Here is a 20,623-nt window from a genome sequence, read left to right on the forward strand (position 1 = left end):
GAGTAAAGACCGCCAGTGGCGGCCTCTATTGATGTTACTGTGAATTACCCATGATGATATCGAGCAATGTCGTTGATTTTCCTGGCTGCTGCGGCTGCCCGCCGCCCACGTCGCCTGGCGGCATCGGGCGGTAATTGTCATTGGCATTGGCCGGGTAAGTCGCAGCGCCGGGCTGTTCGGCGAGTGGGCGGCCCGTCTCATTCGACTGCTGGATACCGCTGCGGGCAGCGGAATCCGGAGCAGGTGGCCAGTAGCCGTCATCACCATTAGCCGCCATCGGCTGATTGCCATAGGAATCCTGCGGCATCATGCCGGGATCGTAAGGCGCATTCGGATCGATGCCGTCGCTGCCACCGGGAACGACGTTCTGGATATCGTAATGGCCGGGAAGCTCGGCAATCGGCACGCCCTTATGTGCTTCCTTCATGAAGTTTTTCCAAGCGGCGACCGGTAGGGTCGAACCGAACACGCGCTTCATGCCCTTGCCGTCATCATTGCCGAACCATACACCGGTTGTGAGGTTGGCCGTATAGCCGACAAACCACGCATCGCGGAAATTCTGGCTGGTGCCGGTCTTGCCTGCTGCGGGCCAGCCGAAGGCGGCGCGCTTTGCCGTCCCGTCTTCCACCGTGCGCCGCAGCATGGCGTTCATCATGCCGACATTGCGTTCATCGATGACACGCGGGCCAACGCCATCTTCCTTCTGATAAAGAACCTTGCCGTCGGAATCCGTCACCTTGGTGATGAAATAGACCGGCGCGCGATAGCCGCCATTGGCAAAGGGCACATAGGCATCGGTCAGTTCCAACAGGGTCACTTCCGACGTGCCGAGTGCCAGCGAGGCATTGGCTTCGAGTTTGGACTGAACGCCAAGCCGATGGGCCGTGTCGATCACGGTCTGCGGGCCGACTTCCATCACGAGCTGCGCCGCAACGGAGTTCAGTGAATGAGAAAGGGCGGTAGCCAGCGTCACCTGTCCCATATATTTGCCGTTATCGTTGCTCGGCGTCCATTTGCCGATACGAACCGGAGCATCGTTGCGTACCGAGTCCGGTGTCCGCCCCTGTTCGAGCGCTGTCAGATAGACGAAGGGCTTGAAGGATGATGCAGGTTGGCGGTGAGCATCGGTGACACGGTCGAACTGGCTTGTGGCATAATCGACGCCGCCGACCATGGCGCGAACTGCGCCGGTACTGTCAATGGAAACGAGCGCGCCCTGACTGGCGTTCATCTTTGTACCGCTCTGGGAAATCTGGTCCTTGATCGCCTCTTCGCCTGCGCGCTGCAGGTTCAGATCGATGGTGGTCTGGACGGTGATGTCTTCCTTCGCTTCACCGATCAGCTCGGGTAGTTCCGCCACAACCTTGTCAGCAACATAGTTTTCCGAGCCCTGCCAGTAGGATGGCGCACGCGTCATCGGTTCGCTTTCGGCGATGGCCATCTGGCTGTCGTCGATCATGCCTTCCTCGCGCATGGCACCCAGCACCAGCTTGGCACGTGCAGCGGCGGCTTCCGGATCACGGGCAGGTGACAGACGAGACGGTGCCTTCAGAAGACCGGCAAGGGTTGCCGCTTCCATCAGGTTCACATCCTTGGCGGGCTTGCTGAAATAACGCCGGGAGGCCGCATCAACACCGAAAGCACCGGAACCGAGATAGACCCGGTTCAGATACATCTCGAGAATCTGGTCCTTGGTGTATTTGTGCTCAAGCCAGAGCGCGAGCATGACTTCCTGCACTTTACGCTCAAGCGTGCGGTCGGGAGAAAGAAACAGGTTCTTGGCAAGCTGCTGGGTCAGCGTTGATCCGCCCTGAACAGCGCGGCCCGAAACAACGTTGGTTACTACCGCGCGGGCAAGGCCGATGGGGTCAATGCCGAAATGCGAATAGAAGCGGCGATCCTCGATAGCGATGACGGCCTTCGGGATAAAGGGCGACATTTCATGCAAGCCCACGGCCTCGCCGCCGGTAGTCCCGCGATTGGCGATCAGGTTTCCGTTGACGTCAACGATACGCACATTCGGTGGACGATCAGGAATGGCCCAATCCGTCGTCGGCGGCATCTTGGCTGCGAAATAGACCAGCATGCCTGCAAAGGCGATACCGCCCCAGAGGCCAAGTACGAGGCACCAGTAGATCGAGCGGCGCAGAAAGCCGAAAAAGCCACGCGGCTTCTTCTTGCCACGTCGTGAAGCGCGTGGTTCCGGTTCTTCTGATTGCCTGCGTCGGCGCTGCTGTGAGCGTGCCATGCGATCCTCCTCGTCGACGCGAAAAACCTCGTCATCTTTTTTCTCTTCGCCACCGAAGGAAGGTTCGATGCGCCGGTTTTTATCGTCACGCGATGTCATGTCAGCCTGGATCCGCCCACCCGTTTGCCGGTCCAATCGTGATGTGGACCGGTCATTCTGAATAATGTCTGCGTGCTTTACGGGATTTTGTGCCGCAAAAGCAAATAAGGGCCTAATCCGGTGCAGGGTAAATGCGGCAGTTTAAAGGGACGTAAATCGTTCACACACAAAAAAGGCTCCGCGGGGGCGGAGCCTTTTCTCAGTTATAGGCCCGATTATGTGCTTATCCCAGGGCGACGAAATGCTAACGCATCATGCCCTGAAAATGCTCAATCGCCGCACAGGCTTAACCAAAACGCGATGAGTCAAACTCATCGAGTTTGGTATTAGAACTTGTAAGCAACACCGAGGCGGATATCGTTGGTCTTGAACGAACCGCGTGTCGCGGTGTTGCCAAGGTCGAAATCCTTGTTGCCGAAATCGGTATAGCGATATTCGAGGCGCAGAAGGACATTGTCGGTCGCAGCGTAGTCAACGCCGGTACCAACAGTCCAGCCGGTCAGGGTCTTGTCGTTGTTATAGTCGCTGCCGCCGACATTGAGCGAGTTCTTCACGCCGCCGAAAGCAACGCCACCGGCGATGTAGGGCATGAAGCGGTCAACGGCATAACCAGCGCGTGCGCGAACAGCGCCCGACCACTGCAGCTTCGTTTCAGCTGAAGTCTGAACAGCGTTGCTGTTCGAAATATAGTCGTGCGACTTCTTCAGGTCGTTGTAGTCGAAGTTGCCGTCAACGCCGAGAATGACATTGTTGCCCATGTCGAAGTTATAGCCAGCATAGACGCCACCGATGAAGCCGTTCGGCTTGAACTCGTTGGACTGATCCGTGGACTTGTCGTCAAGCTTGGCGCGGCCCCAGCCCCAGCCAATTTCACCACCGATATAAGCGCCGCCCCATGAGAAGGCGGGAGCTGCCATTGGGGCAGGTTCCTGCGAAACGATTGCGTCGGCTGCATAAGCACCGGTGCTGGCGACGACTGCGAGCAGGGAAGCACCAAGTAGAACTCTGAACTTCATCGAAAACTCCTATAAAATATGTTCGATATGGATTTTTAAATAGTATTTCTATGTCATGATGTATGTAGCATTATGGCAACATAAATATAGTTTAGAGATAAATTAATATACAATTTGTTATTATTCAATTTTTGCTTTACTAAAAAGCAAACTCCGAATGTTTTTTCGTTCTATGTATTTTAGTTATCAATAAATTTTATCCAAATAAATTCAGGCCTATGCCAACGAAAAAAAAGGCCCCGCGATGCGGAGCCTTTTCAGATATGTTTTCAACCAGAATTAGAACTTGTATGCGACGCCGAGGCGAACTTCGTTGGTCTTGAAGTCCTGATTGACATTCAGGCCGCCAAACTCAATGTCCTTATCGCCATAGTCGGTGTAGCGATATTCGAGGCGAACGATCAGGTTGTCGGTTGCGGCATAGTCAACGCCGGCGCCTGCAGTCCAGCCGGTAAGCGTCTTGCTTTCGGAGAAGCTGCCGATACCGTCAATGCTGCCGCTGTTTTTGATGTTGCCGAATGCAACACCACCGGCGAGGTAGGGCATGAAGCGATCAACCGCATAACCGACACGTGCGCGAACGGCACCGGACCAGCGAAGCTTGGTTTCGAAATCGCCAACTGCGAGGTCGCCGCTGTAGACATCGATGTCCTTGGAAACATCATTGTAGGTCACGTCGCCGTCGATACCGAGAACGATGCTGTTGCCGAGATCGAAGTTGTAACCGGCATAGATGCCGCCGAGGAAGCCATCCGGCTTGACGTTGCCAAAGCTATAGACGTCGCCGCTGAAATCGGACTTGCCCCAGCCGTAGCCGATCTGGCCACCGATGTAAGCACCGCTCCAGGTAAAGGTTGGTGCAACCACAACCGGAACTGGTTCCTGCTCGATGACAGCGTCAGCAGCCTTTGCGCCTGTAGCGGCCACAAGGGCGACAGTCGATGCAAGAAGAAGGGCCTTGAGCTTCATGATAAACCTCCTGAAGGAAAGTCTCAGAACCAATATTTGTCCCTAATATAAGCGATTGCTGTCAAAAGTCTGTAGCAAACGAGACACATCAAGGGGAATGTCGCCAGAGCGGTACACGTTAGCGTGAGCACCCTGTGAGGAGTCTTGACGTCGTCAGGCGCAATATGGCGCAGGCACACGCAAGTTATACCGGATGTAATTCCGCCGTTGTCGCGTTATAGAAAGCGACAGAACTTGCGGGGGAAACGGAAATGCATGACACGAAGGGCATGAATGGGCGGGTCGACTGGGTCGATATTGCCAAGGGTATCTGCATCATCTTCGTGGTCATGATGCATTCGACGCTGGGCGTGGAGAAAGCAGCCGGTGCCCAGGGCTGGATGCACTATGTGGTCGCCTTTGCCAAACCCTTCCGTATGCCGGATTTCTTCATGATATCAGGCTTGTTTCTCAGTCTTGTGATCGACCGGCCATGGCGGCGTTATCTTGACCGCAAGGTCGTGCATTTTCTCTATTTCTATATTCTGTGGCTGACGATCCAGTTTGCGTTCAAGGCGCCGGGCATTGCCAGCGAAGCCGGAGTTTCCGGTGTGGTGAACGCCTATCTGATGGCTTTCATCGAACCGTTCGGAACGCTCTGGTTCATCTATATCCTGCCTGTTTTCTTCATCGCGACGCGGCTTTTGAAGCACGTGCCGGTAGGCGTGACCTTTACGGCGCTGGCATTTCTCGAAATCCTGCCGATCCATACGGGTTGGATTATGGTCGACGAATTCTGCTCCCGTTTCGTCTATTTCTATGCGGGCTATGCTTTTGCTCCCGCCATCTTCCGGGCTGCGGACTGGCTTCGACAGCGCCCGCTCATCGGTGTTGCCGGACTGCTGGTCTGGGGCTTGATCGAATACAAGCTCGTCTTCATGCCAGTGCCGGAAAGCCTTGCCGCGCTGATATCACCCGCAAGCGACCTTCTGGATGGGCGGGGCGCAATCAGCGATCTGCCGGTCGTTTCACTTCTCCTGGGTCTGGTGGGTGCGCTGGCAATCATTTCCATATCTTCGCTCCTCAGCCTGCTGTCGGCCAGAAACTGGCTGCATCGAGGCTTGAGCTGGCTCGGTGCGCATTCGATTGTCGTCTATCTGGCTTTCTTCCTGCCGATGGCCATTGCCCGCACAGCGCTGCTGAAACTCGGCATTGGCGATATCGGTACAGTCTCGCTCCTGACGACAGCCAGCGGCGTCATCGGTCCGGTCATTCTTTATGGCTGTATCCAGTGGAGCGGTTACGGACAGTTTCTGTTCCGCCGTCCCGGCTGGGCCTATATCGATCAGGCGCCGCAAAAGAAAACGGCGGCTACCGCCGCCGTTTGATCTCATCACGAATGGGCGAAAATGTCGTCCTCGGGCCAGCCCATCAGATCGAGTTCCGAGCGCGTTGGCAGGAACTTGAAGCAGGCTTCGGCCTGTTTCGCACGGCCATCGCGTTCCAGCCGCTGTTCGAGCACGGCTTTCAGACGATGCAGATAGAGCACGTCGGAAGCCGCATATTCGAGCTGCGCAGCTGACAGTGTTTCCGCTGCCCAGTCCGATGATTGCTGCTGCTTGGAAATCGAAACGTCGAGAAGCTCGTTGCAAAGCTCTTTCAGGCCATGGCGGTCCGTATAGGTACGGGTCAGCTTCGATGCGATCTTGGTGCAGAACACAGGTTGCGGCATGGTGCCGAAAGCCTGCGCCAGCACGGCCAGATCGAAGCGGCCAAAATGAAAGATCTTGGTGATCGAGCGATCCTTCAGAAGCTTGACCAGATTGGGGGCCTTCTTCTGACCGGCTTCAATCTGAATCACGTCTGCCGTGCCGTCACCAGGCGAAATTTGCACCACGCAAAGCCGGTCACGATGCGGGTTCAGGCCCAGCGTTTCGGTGTCGATGGCGACCGCATCGACCTGATAGTTGTCGAGGTTCGGCAGATCGTTCTTGTGAAAACGGATAGTCATTCAGTTATCCTTACTTCGCGGCGATAGCCGCCATAATACGTGCCCAAGAGCGTTGTCCCTTGTGGAAGGAGTTCAGCTCGTATTTTTCATTGGGCGAATGGATGCGGTCATCTTCGAGGCCAAAGCCCACGAGCAGCGATTCCATGCCGAGGAACTTGTCGAAGTCGCCGACAATCGGGATCGAGCCGCCCATGGCGATCAACACGGCTGGCTTCGGCCATTCGTCGGAAAGCGCATTCTTGGCCTTGGAAACAAGCGGTGAATCATAAGGTAGCTGGATGGCTGGCGAGCCGCCATGCGGATGGAACTCGACCGAACAATCGGCTGGCAGACGTTCCTTGACGAATGTGCGGAAGGCTTCGCGGATTTTGACCGGGTCCTGCTTGTGGACAAGACGGAACGAAACCTTGGCGGAAGCTTCTGCTGCAATGACAGTCTTGAAGCCTTCGCCGGTATAGCCGCCGGTGATGCCGTTGACTTCAGCGGTCGGGCGCGCCCATGTCAGTTCCAGAACGCTGCGGCCTTTTTCGCCGGATGGAATGGACAGACCGATCGGACCGAGGAAGTTTTCAGCCGTGCGGCCAAGGCTTTCCCATGACTTCAGAATCTGCGTCGGTGTTTCTTCGACGCCCTCATAGAAATCGGGAACTGTCACGCGCCCGGTTTCGTCGTGCAGGTCGGCCAGAATTTTTGTCAGGATATGGATCGGGTTTGCCGCAGCACCGCCGAAGAAGCCGGAATGGAGATCGCGATCGGCTGCCTTGATGACGATCTCCTCGCCGACGAGGCCGCGCAAGCCCACGCTGATGGCAGGTGTTTCTGCGTCCCACATGGCCGTGTCGCAGACGAGTGCCACATCGGCCTTCAGCTCTTGCTTGTTGGCGTCGAGGAACGGCTTCAGCGATGGCGAGCCGGATTCCTCTTCACCTTCAAACAGGAGTGTCACCTTGACTGGCAGATTGCCATTGATTGCCTTGTAGGCGCGGCAGGCTTCCACAAAGGTCATCAGCTGGCCCTTGTCGTCGGACGTGCCGCGACCGGTCAGGATCTTGCGGCCATTACCCACGTCCTTGATAGCCGGATCGAAAGGATCGTTTTCCCAAAGATTTAGCGGATCGACCGGCTGCACGTCATAGTGACCATAGAACAGCACGTGCGGCGCATCCGGTGTCGCGCCTTCATGATGGGCAACCACCATCGGGTGGCCGGGCGTGTCGCGCACACTGGCATCGAAACCGATTGTCTTCAAATCTTCGACGAGCCATTCCGCAGCCTTGCGGCAATCGGCCTTGTAGGCCGGGTCGGTCGAAATCGACTTGATCCGCAAAAGATCAAACAGGCGATCGAGGCTCTGATCGAGATTGGCGTCGAGGTGGCTGAGTACTTTGTCGAGCGATTGCGCAGACGATTGCTGGGACATGGAAACTTCCTGACGAGTCGTAACGTAAACTGGCGGCACACTACAACCAGCGTCGTCAGGATGAAACCCGGTTTGGAAGAAAGAAGAGCCTCGATAAAATGAATTGGCCGTTACGGTGAGGGGGTACCGCAACGGCCATGTCACTACACTCAAAGCGGCAGCCCGGAGAGGGGAATGAGGCTACCGCTAGCATCCGGCATCCAACGGGGGACGGGTCAGAAAACCGGCGACCGACGAACTGTCGATGACTGAGATTTGGCCTTTCAACTGTGGCTATTCAAGGGCACGGAAGATTACAAATCTGTAACAAACGTGTTACCGCGACGTGATGGGTTTTCTTTCACGTGGACGGATGTTTCTCCTGACACGGGAGTGGTTTTCTTTAGGCGTCATTTCCTCTAATTCTAGCTTATGAAAAAAGGCGATCATCTCTTTCTCGTTGACGGCTCGGGCTATATTTTCCGCGCCTATCATGCCCTGCCACCGCTGACCCGCAAGACGGATGGTCTGCCGGTCGGCGCCGTCTCGGGCTTCTGCAACATGCTATGGAAGCTCTTGAAAGATGCGCGCAACACCGATGTGGGCGTGGTGCCGACCCATTTTGCGGTCATCTTCGATTATTCGTCGAAGACGTTCCGCAATGAAATCTATCCTGAATACAAGGCCAATCGCACCGCTCCGCCGGAAGATCTCATTCCCCAGTTCGGCCTCATCCGTCAGGCAACGCGCGCATTCAATCTGCCCTGCATCGAGAAGGAAGGTTTCGAGGCTGACGACCTGATCGCGACCTATGCCCGTATTGCCGAGCAGGCTGGCGGCGATGTCACCATCGTTTCGTCTGACAAGGATCTCATGCAGCTCGTGACGCCAAGCGTATCGATGTATGACAGCATGAAGGACAAGCAGATTTCGATCCCGGAAGTGATCGAGAAATGGGGCGTTCCGCCGGAAAAGATGATCGACCTGCAATCGTTGACCGGCGACAGCACCGACAATGTTCCTGGCATTCCCGGCATCGGGCCGAAGACGGCGGCGCAATTGCTGGAAGAATTCGGCGATCTCGATACGCTTCTGGCCCGCGCTTCCGAAATCAAGCAGAACAAGCGTCGCGAGAACATTCTGGCGTTTGCCGACCAGACGAAGATTTCGCGCGAGCTGGTTACACTCAAGACCGACGTGCCGCTGGATGTCGATCTGGACAGTCTGGTGCTGGAGCCGCAGAACGGCCCGAAGCTGATCGGCTTCCTGAAGGCTATGGAATTCACTTCGCTCACTCGCCGGGTGGCCGAAGCGACTGACACCGACGCATCGGCTGTCGAGCCGTGCCATGTGGAGACAGACTGGGGCGCGGACGCCCATGGTCCCGATGTCGATGTTCCCGCCAAGGCTGATAATGCTGCGTCGCAACCGACATCCGCTGTCGCTGCCTCGGATCAGGGCTACACGCCGAAGGCGCTCGCAGAAAAGCGGGCGACAGAAGCAACCGCACAGACAATCGATACGAGCGCTTATACCTGCATTCGCGATATCGCCACGCTGAAACTCTGGCTCGCAGAGGCGGTTGAAACCGGTGTTTTGGCCTTCGATACGGAAACGACGTCGCTTGATCCGATGCAGGCGGAGCTGGTTGGTTTTTCTCTGGCCTTGGCGCCGGGCAGAGCCGCTTATATTCCGCTCCAACACAAGTCTGGCGCCGGTGATCTTCTCGGCGGCGGCATGGTCGAAGGACAAATTCCGCTGGATGAGGCGCTGGCCGCGTTGAAGATTGTGCTTGAGGATGCTTCCGTTCTCAAGATCGCGCAGAACATGAAATATGACTGGCTGGTCATGCGCCGCCATGGGATCAATACAGTCTCGTTCGACGATACGATGCTGATTTCCTATGTGCTTGATGCTGGCACGGGCAGCCATGGCATGGACCCGTTGTCCGAGCGCTGGCTCGGTCATACGCCAATTCCCTATAAGGATGTGGCGGGAAGCGGCAAGAGCGCTGTCAGCTTCGATATGGTCGATCTCGACCGTGCTACGGCTTACGCGGCGGAAGACGCCGATGTGACCTTGCGCCTGTGGCAAGTTCTGAAACCGCGTCTTGCAGCTGAAGGGCTGATGTCGGTCTATGAACGTCTGGAACGTCCGCTGGTCGATGTTTTGGCGCGCATGGAAGAACGCGGCATTGCCGTTGACCGCCAGGTACTGTCGCGTCTTTCTGGCGATCTGGCGCAGGCTGCCGCTGCCTATGAAGACGAGATTTACGAACTGGCAGGCGAAAGATTCAATATCGGTTCGCCCAAGCAGCTTGGCGATATTCTGTTTGGCAAGATGAGCCTGTCGGGCGCGTCGAAGACCAAGACCGGTCAATGGTCCACGTCTGCGCAGGTGCTGGAAGACCTTGCTGCCGAAGGTCATCCGCTGCCGCGCAAGATCGTCGACTGGCGTCAGCTCACCAAGCTCAAATCCACCTATACCGATGCGCTGCCGGGGTTCATCAACCCCGAGACCAAGCGTGTTCATACGTCCTATGCGATGGCGTCCACTTCGACCGGACGTCTTTCGTCATCCGACCCGAACCTGCAAAATATTCCGGTGCGCACCGCAGAAGGCCGCAAGATCAGGACGGCCTTCATTGCCGAACCCGGCAACAAGCTGGTTTCTGCCGATTACAGCCAGATCGAACTGCGCGTGCTGGCCCATGTGGCCGATATCGCGCAACTGAAGCAGGCCTTTGCCGACGGCATGGACATTCACGCCATGACGGCATCCGAAATGTTCGGCGTGCCGGTGGAAGGTATGCCGTCGGAAGTGCGCCGCCGTGCCAAGGCAATCAATTTCGGCATCATCTACGGCATTTCTGCATTCGGCCTTGCCAACCAGTTGTCGATTCCGCGCGAAGAAGCAGGGCAATATATCCGCACCTATTTCGAGCGCTTCCCCGGCATCAAGGATTACATGGAGGCGACCAAAGCTTTCGCGCGCGAGAATGGCTATGTCGAAACGATTTTCGGGCGTCGTGCGCATTATCCCGATATCAGGGCATCCAACCCGCAGGTTCGTGCGTTCAATGAGCGCGCGGCCATCAATGCGCCGATACAGGGTTCCGCCGCCGACATTATCCGCCGCGCCATGATCCGCATGGAAGATGCGCTGGCGGAGCAAAATCTTGCCGCGCGCATGTTGTTGCAAGTGCACGATGAACTGATCTTCGAAGTGCCTGATAGTGAAGTCGAAAAGACCATACCGGTCGTTCGTCACATTATGGAAAATGCGGCGATGCCAGCCGTCTCGCTTGCTGTACCGCTGCATGTCGATGCGCGCGCAGCGCATAACTGGGATGAGGCGCATTAGAGCGCATTCCGAAAAGTGTGAAACGGTTTTCGGGCCAAATGCGCGTCAAAAAGGACCAGAGCGGCGGTACGATTCAATCGGATCGAATTGCGCTCAGAGGTTTGGCCGGTTGACCTGAGCGGCCCAACCCTATAGGGAAGCATCAATTCTGTTGCTTCGGTGGTCGTCAGGGGAGTCGTGGACAAGTGGGTTCACGACCAATGGGTATACGGCTTGAGAAGCTTTTTTCGTGAAAGTGGTTCATGTCTTTGCCCGAAACCATCGCTCCGGCTCTGTCCGGAGCATTAGCCGCTCGCGGTTATAATACACTCACCGCCGTTCAAAACGCCGTTCTGGCGCCCGAAACGCTTGATGCCGATCTTCTCGTTTCCGCACAGACCGGATCTGGCAAGACGGTCGCTTTCGGCCTCGCAATGGCCAACACCATCCTCGAAGACGAGCTGCGTTTCAGCGATGCCGGTGCGCCGCTTGCCATGATCATCGCGCCGACGCGCGAACTGGCACTTCAGGTTCGCCGCGAGCTGGAATGGCTTTATGCCGATACCGGCGCGCGCATCGCATCCTGCGTTGGCGGCATGGATATCCGCACCGAGCGTCGCGCGCTGGAACGTGGCGCTCATATCGTTGTCGGTACGCCAGGACGTCTGCGCGATCATATTACCCGTGACGCTCTCGACATGTCGGAGCTGCGTGCTGTCGTTCTCGATGAAGCCGACGAAATGCTCGACATGGGCTTTCGCGAAGATCTCGAATTCATCCTCGGCGAAGCACCGGAAGACCGCCGCACGCTGATGTTCTCGGCAACCGTGCCGAAGCAGATTGCCCAGCTTGCCAAGCGCTTCCAGAACGATGCACTTCGCCTCACCGTCCAGAGCGAAACCAGCCAGCACGCCGATATCGATTATGTCGCCATGCCGGTGCCGCCGCATGAGCGCGACCACGCGATCATCAATACGCTGCTCTATTACGATTCACAGAACTCGATCATTTTCTGCTCGACTCGCGAAGCGGTGAAGCATATGGCAAGCCGGCTTTCCAATCGCGGCTTTGCCGTGGTTGCGCTGTCGGGCGAATTGAGCCAGGCCGAACGCAACAACGCCTTGCAGGCAATGCGCGACGGTCGTGCCCGCGTCTGCGTGGCAACCGACGTTGCCGCGCGCGGCATCGATCTGCCCAATCTCGACCTTGTCATTCATGCCGATCTTCCGAACAATCCCGAGACGATGCTGCATCGTTCGGGGCGTACGGGTCGTGCCGGTCGCAAGGGCACTTGTGTGCTGGTTGTACCGTTCTCGCGTCGCCGCACTGCAGAGCGCCTTCTGCATATGGCGAAGCTTGATGCGCAGACGGTTCCGGCACCAAGCATCGCTGCTGTTCAGGCCAAGACCAATGAGCGTATTTTGAATGCGGAAGTCTTCAACCAGCCGGTTGAGGAAGAATATCAGGATCTCCTGAAGGCGCTGACCGAGCGTTATACGCCGGAACAGATTGCCGCTGCTTTCCTCAACCGCGAAGTGGCTTCCTATCCGGCAGCGGAAGAAGTTTCCGATGCACCGGTGCATCCGGTTGGTGGCAAGAAACCCAGAGATCGTTTTGAAAAAGGCGAACGTTCTGACCGTGGCGACCGCTTCGAACGCGGCGAGCGTCGTGAGCGTGGCGAGCCGGGCGAACGTTTCGACCGCAATGCACACTTTGACGGCGTTTGGTTCTCGGTTTCTGCCGGTCGCAAGCATCGCGCCGATCCGAAATGGCTGCTCCCGCTCATCTGCAAGGCGGGCGATGTTTCAAAGCGCGATGTCGGTTCGATCAAGATTTTCGACAATGAAACCCGCTTCGAAATCACGGCTTCTAAGGCCGATGAGTTCCGCCGTTCGGTCGAAGAACGCGGCACCGGTGAAAAGGGTCTTGTGATCCGCACTGCCGTTGCAGGTGCAGGCGGTGACGCTGCTCCGCGCGAAGGCAAGGGTGGTTTCAAACCACGCGGCGACAAGTCCAAGGAAGGCGGCTTCCGGGATGGCTACAAGAGCGACGGCTATAAAGGCGACCGCTCGAAAGGCGACAAGTGGGACAAGCCACGTGATTTCTCCCGTGGAGACGACTTCAAGAAAGATGGCTTCAAAAAGGGCGGTAAAAAGCCTGAAGGCGGCGGTTACAGCAAGAAGCGTCGCGGCGAGTAAATAACCACGATAAAAGAAAAGCCCGCTAAATAGCGGGCTTTTCTTTGGGTATTATAAAACCCCGAGAAGCTTTCCGGCTTTTCGGGGTTTGTGTTTTTTAAACGTCCAGATTGGCAACGCTCAGCGCGTTTTCCTGAATGAACTCGCGCCGTGGTTCCACATCGTCGCCCATCAGGCGCGAAAAGAGTGAATCGGCATCGGTCGCATCCGTCACCTTGACCTGCAGCAGCGAACGCACGTTCGGATCGAGCGTGGTTTCCCAAAGCTGTTCGGCGTTCATTTCGCCCAAGCCTTTGTAGCGCTGCAGGGTCAGGCCCTTGCGGCCCGTCGCAAAGATTGCGTCGAGCAGGCCCATCGGCCCGGAAAGTGTCTCCACCTTGTCCTTGCGGCGCAGCACAGGCGGCTCGGCAAAGACCTCTGACAAGCGTGAAGCCACGCGGTCGATCTGACGGGCATCGGCAGAACCGAGCAATGCCATGTCGAGAATGGCAATGTCCTTCACGCCGCGCACCATGCGCTCAAAGCGATAGCCGCCATCTTCTGTCACATGTGCTTCCCAACCACGTTCGGTTTCTTCCGAGATCATGTCGAGACGCTTTGCAACAGTATCGGCGGAACGCTGTGCGGTTGCATTGTCCCTTGATGCATCCGGATGCAGGAGCCCCGCGATGGCAGCCTGCTCCACCACGCGACGGTCATAGCGCGTGTGAAGACCCGCCAGAAGCTGACGCATGGTGCGTGCATCTTCCACCACCGAACGCAAGTCAGGCCCGGCGCGAACTTCGCCGCTTGCCATTTCCAGCGTGGCTTCTTCAAGACCTGTCTCAATGAGGAAGTCTTCGAAGGCAGCCTCGTTCTTGATGTATTGCGAGGACTTGCCACGCGAGACCTTATAGAGCGGCGGTTGGGCGATATAGATATGGCCGCGCTCGATCAGTTCCGGCATCTGCCGGAAGAAGAAGGTTAGCAGCAATGTACGAATATGCGCGCCGTCGACGTCAGCATCGGTCATGATGATGATCTTGTGATAGCGCAGCTTGTCCGGGTTGAAACCGTGCGTTTCATCCTTGCCGATTGATGTGCCGAGCGCAGTAATCAGCGTGCCAACCTGATCGGACGAGATCATGCGGTCGAAGCGGACGCGTTCCACATTGAGGATCTTTCCGCGCAGCGGCAGGATGGCCTGGTTCTGGCGCGAACGACCGCTCTTTGCGGAACCACCTGCCGAGTCACCTTCGACGATGAAGATTTCAGACTTGGCCGGATCGCGCTCCTGACAGTCGGCAAGCTTGCCGGGCAGGGACGTTACGCTCAGATTGCTCTTGCGGGTGATGTCGCGGGCCTTGCGGGCAGCTTCACGGGCAGCGGCTGCCTGAATGACCTTTTCAACCACGACCTTGCCACCAGCCGGATGTTCTTCCAGCCATGTCGAAAGCGCTTCGTTGACGAGGCTTTCCACAACCGGGCGAACTTCCGAGGAAACCAGCTTGTCCTTGGTCTGCGACGAGAACTTCGGATCAGGAACCTTGACCGAAAGAACGGCGGTCAGGCCTTCGCGGCAGTCATCGCCGGTCAGCGTCACCTTTTCCTTTTTGGTCATGCCCGAAGCATCGGCATAGCCCGTCACCTGACGGGTCAGCGCGCCGCGGAAACCGGCCAGATGCGTGCCGCCATCGCGCTGCGGGATGTTGTTGGTGAAGCACAGCACCTTCTCGTGGTAGGAATCGTTCCACCACATGGCGACTTCAACCGTCATGCCGTCTTTTTCACTGCGGATATAAATCGGCTCTTCCAGAAGTGATTTCTTGCTCTGGTCGATATATTTCACGAACTCCACAAGCCCGCCGTCATAGTGCAACTCATGCTCGACCACGTCCGCATGGCGGCGGTCGGTGAGCTTGATGCGAACGCCGGAATTGAGGAAGGCGAGTTCGCGCAGGCGGCGCTCCAGCGTATCGAAATCGAATTCGACCATGCTGAAGGTATCGGGCGAGGGCAGGAAGCTGACTTCCGTACCCGTCTCCGCACCGGCATCACCGGTTACCACGAGTGGGGCATCGGCCACGCCATGGGTAAAGCTCATCTCATGAATCTTGCCGGCACGACGGATCTTCAGCTTCAGCCAGATCGACAGCGCGTTCACAACCGAAACGCCAACTCCGTGCAGACCACCGGAAACCTTGTAGGAGTTCTGGTCGAACTTACCACCGGCGTGAAGCTGGGTCATGATGACCTCGGCTGCTGAAACGCCTTCTTCCTTATGGATGTCGGTCGGAATGCCACGACCATTATCGGTCACGGTGCAGGAGCCGTCCGGGTTGAGGGCGACGGTGACAAGCGTGGCATGTCCTGCCAGCGCTTCGTCGATCGCATTGTCCACGACCTCGTAGACCATATGATGCAGGCCGGAGCCGTCATCCGTGTCACCGATATACATGCCGGGACGCTTGCGAACAGCATCCAGGCCTTTCAGAACACGAATGGAATCCGCGCCATACTCGGCGGGGGCTTCGGAATTCATCTCGGGCATCTCGCTCATGAAAATCTTTCGAAAAACGCGCTGCGAATGCAGCTTCAAAGATATGTCGAATCACGCGACAAACATGGCTTTAATATAGGTGCTAAAGGCTTTTTTTCCAAATTTTGGCGGTAAATTTGCCGGGGATTCCGGCAGTTGGTTCATATGAGAACAGTACCGGTGCCGCTTGGCTTCTGGAACCGCCACAATTGACGCTTATATCGGGTTTGACGGGGGCGTTCTCGACCTGTTTTATGACGAAAGGAACGCTTGATGGAAATTGCGAACGTCATGAGCGAAAGACCGGTTCCATTTGTGCCGCCCGCACCGCGCCCGCGCGAAAAGCCGGTGGGGCGTTTCGAGATGATGCGCGTCGTTTACAAGAACCCGCTCGAGCTTTGGGGTGAACCTTCCTATAACGAGCGGTGGATTTCCGTCAGCTGGTTCGGCATGAAAACCATCATCGCCAATGATCCGGGGCTGATCCGCCATGTGCTGGTCGACAATGCAGCCAATTATCCCATGTCCGCCATTCGTCAGCGCGTGCTGCGCCCCTTGTTGCGCGACGGCCTGCTGACGGCTGAAGGCCAGGTGTGGAAGCGGTCGCGAAAGGCCCTGGCGCCGGTTTTTACCCCGCGCCATATCGGCGGCTTTGCCGAGACCATGCGTAACCGCTCGCTCCAGTTCGTCGAGCGATACAAGACCCCCGGTACGATTACCGATGTCGCCCATGACATGACGCTCCTGACCTATGATATTCTGGCGGAGACGCTGTTTTCCGGCGAGATCGCAGGCGATCCAAACGATTTCGCACATCAGATCGACAAGCTGTTCGAGACCATGGGGCGGGTCGATCCGTTCGACCTTCTGGGGCTGCCCGACTGGTTGCCGCGTCTCACACGTCTGCGTGGACAGCAATCGCTTGGCTTCTTTCGTGAGCTGGTCTCAAACACCATCGGGCTGCGTAAAACGCGCATGGACAGGCAAGAAGACGTGCCGAGCGACTTCCTTACCCTGCTGTTGCGGGCCGAAGGACCAGACGGCCTGAGCCGCTCCGAGATCGAGGACAACATCATCACCTTCATTGGCGCCGGTCACGAGACGACCGCTCGCGCGCTTGGCTGGACGCTCTATCTGCTCGCCAAGGCGCCGCACGAGCGTGAACGTATCGAAACGGAAATTGACGGCTTTTTTGCAAAAGGCGGTCGGGATCTGCCGCCGCAGGAATGGCTGGCATCGCTGCCTTTCACGCGCGCGGCTTTTGAAGAGGCGATGCGGCTTTATCCGCCTGCGCCGTCGATCAATCGCGAGGCGGCGACCGACGATACTTATGACGATCTGAGAATCCCGAAGGGCGCGACCGTTCTGGTCATGCCATGGGTCATTCATCGTCATCGGCTCTACTGGAGCCAGCCGGACGCCTTCATGCCTGAACGCTTCTGGCCCGAAAACCGCGACAGGCTGGACCGTTTTCAATATCTGCCATTCGGTGCTGGCCCGCGTGTCTGCATCGGTGCAAGCTTTGCCTTGCAGGAGGCGGTCATTGCACTGGCCATCCTGCTTGACAGGCATCGTTTCGAGGTGCTGGAAACGACGAAACCGTGGCCGGTGCAGAAGCTCACCACCCAGCCGCAAGGCGGTCTGCCGATGAAGGTGGTGAAGCGTTAACTAGCTCTTGAGGCGTTCGGCGTGCCATTTCAGATGGTCGTCCATGAAGGTCGATATGAAGAAATAGGAGTGGTCATAGCCCTCGCGCATATTGAGCGTGATGGGAATGCCTGCCTTCTTGCAAGCCTCTTCCAGAAGCCACGGACGCAAGCCATCATCGAGAAAACCGTCTGCGGTACCCTGATCGACCAGAAATTCCGGGAACCGATAGCCGTCTTCGATGAGCAGCGTGGCGTCATAGGCGCGCCAAGCCCGTTCTTCCGGTCCGAGATATTTTTCCAGTGCCGGTCTGGACCAGCCTGCAGTAGAAGGTTGGACGATGGGTGCAAAGGCGGATGCTGACTTGAAGCGATCCGGGTTCTTGAGCGCAATGGTCAGCGCGCCATGTCCGCCCATGGAATGGCCGGTGATCGCCTGTCGCGACATATCGAGCGGGAACTCGCGTCCCACCAGATCGGTCAATTCCTTCGTGATATAGCTATACATCTGATAGTTTTTGGCAAATGGCTCCTGCGTGGCATCGACGTAGAAACCAGCACCTTTGCCGAACTGCCAGTTGTCCGGCTCATCCGGAATGTCATCGCCGCGCGGGCTTGTATCTGGGCAAATGACGGCAATTCCCAGCTCTGCGGCCATTTGCCGATATTCGCCTTTGTCCATGACATTCTGATGCGTGCAGGTAAGGCCGGAAAGATACCAGAGTACCGGTACCGGACCGTCTTTTGCCTGCGGCGGCAGGAAGACGGCAAAGGTCATGTCGCACTGGTTCGTCTCGCTTTTGTGGCGATAGACGCCTTGCATCCCGGCGAAGCTCTTTGCGGTCGAAATGGTTTCCATAGGTATTTCTAGCTCCCAAGCGCGACGATGACATTGACCGCCGCAGCCACAAGTACGGTATTGAAAGCGAAGGATACGATGGCGTGCATCGTATTGATCTGGCGCATGACGGTGATGGTGATGTTGGTGTCGGATGTCTGTGCTGCCATACCGATCACATAGGCGAAATAGACGAAATCCCAGCCGCATGGCTCGGTCGTGCCCGGAAAGTTAAGCCCGCCGCGCGGCACTTTTTCGCCTTTTCGGGCATCTTCGGTTTCAGCTTTCACGGCCACTTCCGTTGACTGCGGCTGCCAGTAGAGATGGGCATAATGCAGCGCTGCCATCATATGAATGGTCGCCCAGCCGAGTGGTACGGCGGAAATGGTGACCGCAAGATCGAACCAGTGTGGGGTATTTTGCTGGTTGATGAGCATGAACAGTGCAAAAACTGCACTGTTCACGGCCGCAAGTACGATCAGGAAGATGATCCATGCGGGTTCATCGCTTGAGGCGGCGTGATTACGCAGGAATTGCGATGTCAGGCGCGGCATGCGCCAGAGTGCGGTGATCAGATAAGTCAGGAAGAACGCGCTGGCGGCGATGGCGATCACAAGGCTCGGCCTGAAAAGCAGCGCTAGAACGATGGATGTCAGGGAGACTATCAATGCCAGATAAAACGGCCGGTGGCGCTGATATGGCAAGCGTGACAGCATGGCGCTCCTCATGATTTTTATTATATCACGCCGATATTATCTGCGATTCAAGCCGCATATCCACATGCGGTATGCCATCTTCTAGATACTCTTCAGAAATAGCCACGAAGCCGAACGAACCATAGAATTTCTGCAAATGGCTCTGTCCGCCAAGTTCGACCGCTATGCCCGGAAAACGGGCATGAGTGAAATCGATTGCCTCTTTCATCAGGCGCTGGCCAAGCTTGTAACCGCGATAATCCGGCGCCACGACGACGCGCCCGATTTTCACCGGCTTGCCAGCCTGTTCAGGTGGCAGAACTCGCAGCGATGCTGCAAGTTCCTCGCCGTCGAGAATGCGCAGGTGAAACGCCTCGAAATCCTTGCCGTCGATTTCCGGGTAGGGGCATTTCTGCTCCACCACGAAAACGTCCACGCGCAGCTTCAGCATCGCATAAAGCGCGCGCGGGCTCAGATTGTCGAGTTCATCCCATTGGGAAACGAGAAGCTTTTCACTCATCAGTAGACAATCACCGAACGGATGGACTTGCCTTCATGCATCAGGTCGAAGGCCTTGTTGATTTCATCTAGCGGCATGGTGTGGGTGATCAGATCGTCGATGTTGATCTTGCCGTCCATGTACCAATCGACGATTTTCGGCACATCCGTGCGACCGCGTGCGCCGCCGAATGCGGTGCCTTTCCAGACGCGGCCTGTGACCAGCTGGAACGGACGTGTGGCAATTTCCTTGCCCGCTTCCGCCACGCCGATGATGATCGATTCACCCCAGCCGCGATGGCAACATTCCAGCGCCTGACGCATGACGTCGGTATTGCCGGTAGCGTCGAACGAATAATCCGCGCCGCCGTCGGTCAGGTCCTGAATGGCCTGCACCACCTTGTCATTGCCGATTTCGCGCGGGTTGACGAAGTCGGTCATGCCGAATTTCTTTGCCATTTCCACCTTGGCCGGATTGATGTCGACCCCGATGATCTTGTCGGCGCCGACCATACGGGCACCCTGAATGACATTGAGGCCAATGCCGCCAAGACCGAACACTACGACATTGGAACCCGGACGAACCTTGGCGGTATAAATCACTGCACCGATACCCGTGGTCACGCCGCAGCCGATGTAGCAGATCTTATCGAACGGCGCGTCTTCACGCACCTTGGCAACCGCGATTTCCGGCAGAACGGTAAAGTTCGAGAAGGTCGAGCAGCCCATATAATGAAACACTTCGCCGCCATCGCAGGAAAAGCGCGTGGTCTTGTCCGGCATCAGGCCCTGGCCTTGCGTGGCGCGGATCGAGGTGCAGAGGTTCGAGCGCTGCGACAGGCAGGTTTTGCACTGGCGGCATTCCGGCGTGTAAAGCGGGATCACATGATCGCCCGGCTTGACCGAGGTCACGCCTGCGCCCACTTCGCGAACAATGCCCGCGCCTTCATGGCCAAGAATCGCCGGGAATTTGCCTTCGGAATCGAGACCCGAAAGGGTGTAGGCATCTGTATGGCAAACGCCCGTCGCCATGATTTCGACCAGCACTTCGCCAGCCCGTGGACCGCCAATCTCGACTGTTTCGATGGTGAGCGGCTTTTTCGCCTCCCACGCAACGGCTGCGCGTGATTTCATGACGATGTTTCTCCCTTTCAGTCTATCTTAGAG

The 20,623-nt window shown here is 57.0% G+C and carries 14 protein-coding genes; 4 read left to right on the top strand and 10 right to left on the bottom strand.

The features are described 5' to 3' along the window. Positions 1-34 precede the first annotated feature (34 nt). The 3 genes from LJ361_RS00680 to LJ361_RS00690 all read right to left on the bottom strand — a co-directional run bounded on the left by LJ361_RS00680 (position 35) and on the right by LJ361_RS00690 (position 4,332). Positions 35-2,347 (bottom strand): transglycosylase domain-containing protein, encoded by a 2,313-nt coding sequence (locus LJ361_RS00680; RefSeq protein ID WP_010657967.1) that lies wholly within the window; start codon positions 2,345-2,347, stop codon positions 35-37. 326 nt (positions 2,348-2,673) lie between these two features. Beyond that, complete coding sequence (locus tag LJ361_RS00685; RefSeq protein ID WP_010657968.1) at positions 2,674-3,363, bottom strand: outer membrane protein; 690 nt, start codon at positions 3,361-3,363, stop codon at positions 2,674-2,676. A gap of 279 nt (positions 3,364-3,642) precedes the next feature. Next, the gene (locus LJ361_RS00690; RefSeq protein ID WP_010657969.1) at positions 3,643-4,332 is read right to left on the bottom strand and encodes an outer membrane protein; all 690 of its coding nucleotides are present in this window, start codon (positions 4,330-4,332) and stop codon (positions 3,643-3,645) included. Positions 4,333-4,583: 251 nt separating this feature from the next. Between LJ361_RS00690 and LJ361_RS00695 the strand changes: the two genes are divergently transcribed. Next, on the top strand, positions 4,584-5,699 hold the full coding sequence (locus LJ361_RS00695) for an acyltransferase family protein (protein ID WP_010657970.1): 1,116 nt from the start codon (positions 4,584-4,586) through the stop codon (positions 5,697-5,699). A 5-nt stretch (positions 5,700-5,704) separates the two neighbouring features. Here the strand turns inward: LJ361_RS00695 and LJ361_RS00700 are convergent, their stop codons facing one another. Further along, entirely contained in the window at positions 5,705-6,322 is a 618-nt protein-coding gene (locus LJ361_RS00700) for a ribonuclease D (RefSeq protein ID WP_011982348.1), read from the bottom strand. A 10-nt stretch (positions 6,323-6,332) separates the two neighbouring features. Continuing rightward, entirely contained in the window at positions 6,333-7,742 is a 1,410-nt protein-coding gene (locus LJ361_RS00705) for a dipeptidase (RefSeq protein WP_010657972.1), read from the bottom strand. Between the two features lie 411 nt (positions 7,743-8,153). Here LJ361_RS00705 and polA point away from each other — a divergent pair, with 411 nt between their 5' ends. Together polA and LJ361_RS00715 are read left to right on the top strand one after the other, a co-directional pair. Further along, positions 8,154-11,084: a DNA polymerase I gene (polA, locus tag LJ361_RS00710; protein ID WP_010657973.1), complete on the top strand. Its 2,931-nt coding sequence runs from the start codon at positions 8,154-8,156 to the stop codon at positions 11,082-11,084. A gap of 242 nt (positions 11,085-11,326) precedes the next feature. Further along, the gene (locus LJ361_RS00715; protein WP_010657974.1) at positions 11,327-13,261 is read left to right on the top strand and encodes a DEAD/DEAH box helicase; all 1,935 of its coding nucleotides are present in this window, start codon (positions 11,327-11,329) and stop codon (positions 13,259-13,261) included. A 97-nt stretch (positions 13,262-13,358) separates the two neighbouring features. Here LJ361_RS00715 and gyrB read toward each other — a convergent pair whose 3' ends face one another. Further along, on the bottom strand, positions 13,359-15,800 hold the full coding sequence (gene gyrB / locus LJ361_RS00720; RefSeq protein WP_010657975.1) for a DNA topoisomerase (ATP-hydrolyzing) subunit B: 2,442 nt from the start codon (positions 15,798-15,800) through the stop codon (positions 13,359-13,361). Positions 15,801-16,052: 252 nt separating this feature from the next. On the opposite strand from gyrB, the gene LJ361_RS00725 reads away from it, so the two are divergent. After that, positions 16,053-17,447 carry a cytochrome P450 gene (locus LJ361_RS00725; protein WP_010657976.1) on the top strand — a complete coding sequence of 465 codons (1,395 nt, stop codon included), beginning with the start codon at positions 16,053-16,055 and terminating at the stop codon, positions 17,445-17,447. Here LJ361_RS00725 and fghA read toward each other — a convergent pair whose 3' ends face one another. The 4 genes from fghA to LJ361_RS00745 are packed head-to-tail and all read right to left on the bottom strand — an operon-like array spanning position 17,448 to position 20,590. Continuing rightward, positions 17,448-18,284, bottom strand: a complete 837-nt coding sequence (gene fghA / locus LJ361_RS00730; protein WP_010657977.1) for an S-formylglutathione hydrolase — start codon at positions 18,282-18,284, stop codon at positions 17,448-17,450. Positions 18,285-18,292: 8 nt separating this feature from the next. Then, positions 18,293-18,979, bottom strand: a complete 687-nt coding sequence (locus LJ361_RS00735) for a DUF1345 domain-containing protein (protein WP_264812363.1) — start codon at positions 18,977-18,979, stop codon at positions 18,293-18,295. Between the two features lie 25 nt (positions 18,980-19,004). After that, the gene (locus LJ361_RS00740; protein ID WP_010657979.1) at positions 19,005-19,478 is read right to left on the bottom strand and encodes a GNAT family N-acetyltransferase; all 474 of its coding nucleotides are present in this window, start codon (positions 19,476-19,478) and stop codon (positions 19,005-19,007) included. Continuing rightward, positions 19,478-20,590, bottom strand: coding sequence for an S-(hydroxymethyl)glutathione dehydrogenase/class III alcohol dehydrogenase (locus tag LJ361_RS00745; protein ID WP_010657980.1), 1,113 nt, complete (start codon positions 20,588-20,590; stop codon positions 19,478-19,480). The genes LJ361_RS00740 and LJ361_RS00745 overlap by 1 nt, the downstream gene beginning before the upstream one ends. Between the last annotated feature and the right edge of the window lie 33 nt (positions 20,591-20,623).

Origin of the sequence: Brucella sp. JSBI001 (genome assembly GCF_026014005.1) — a bacterium.
In the GTDB taxonomy this organism is placed as follows: Bacteria; Pseudomonadota; Alphaproteobacteria; order Rhizobiales; family Rhizobiaceae; genus Brucella; species Brucella anthropi.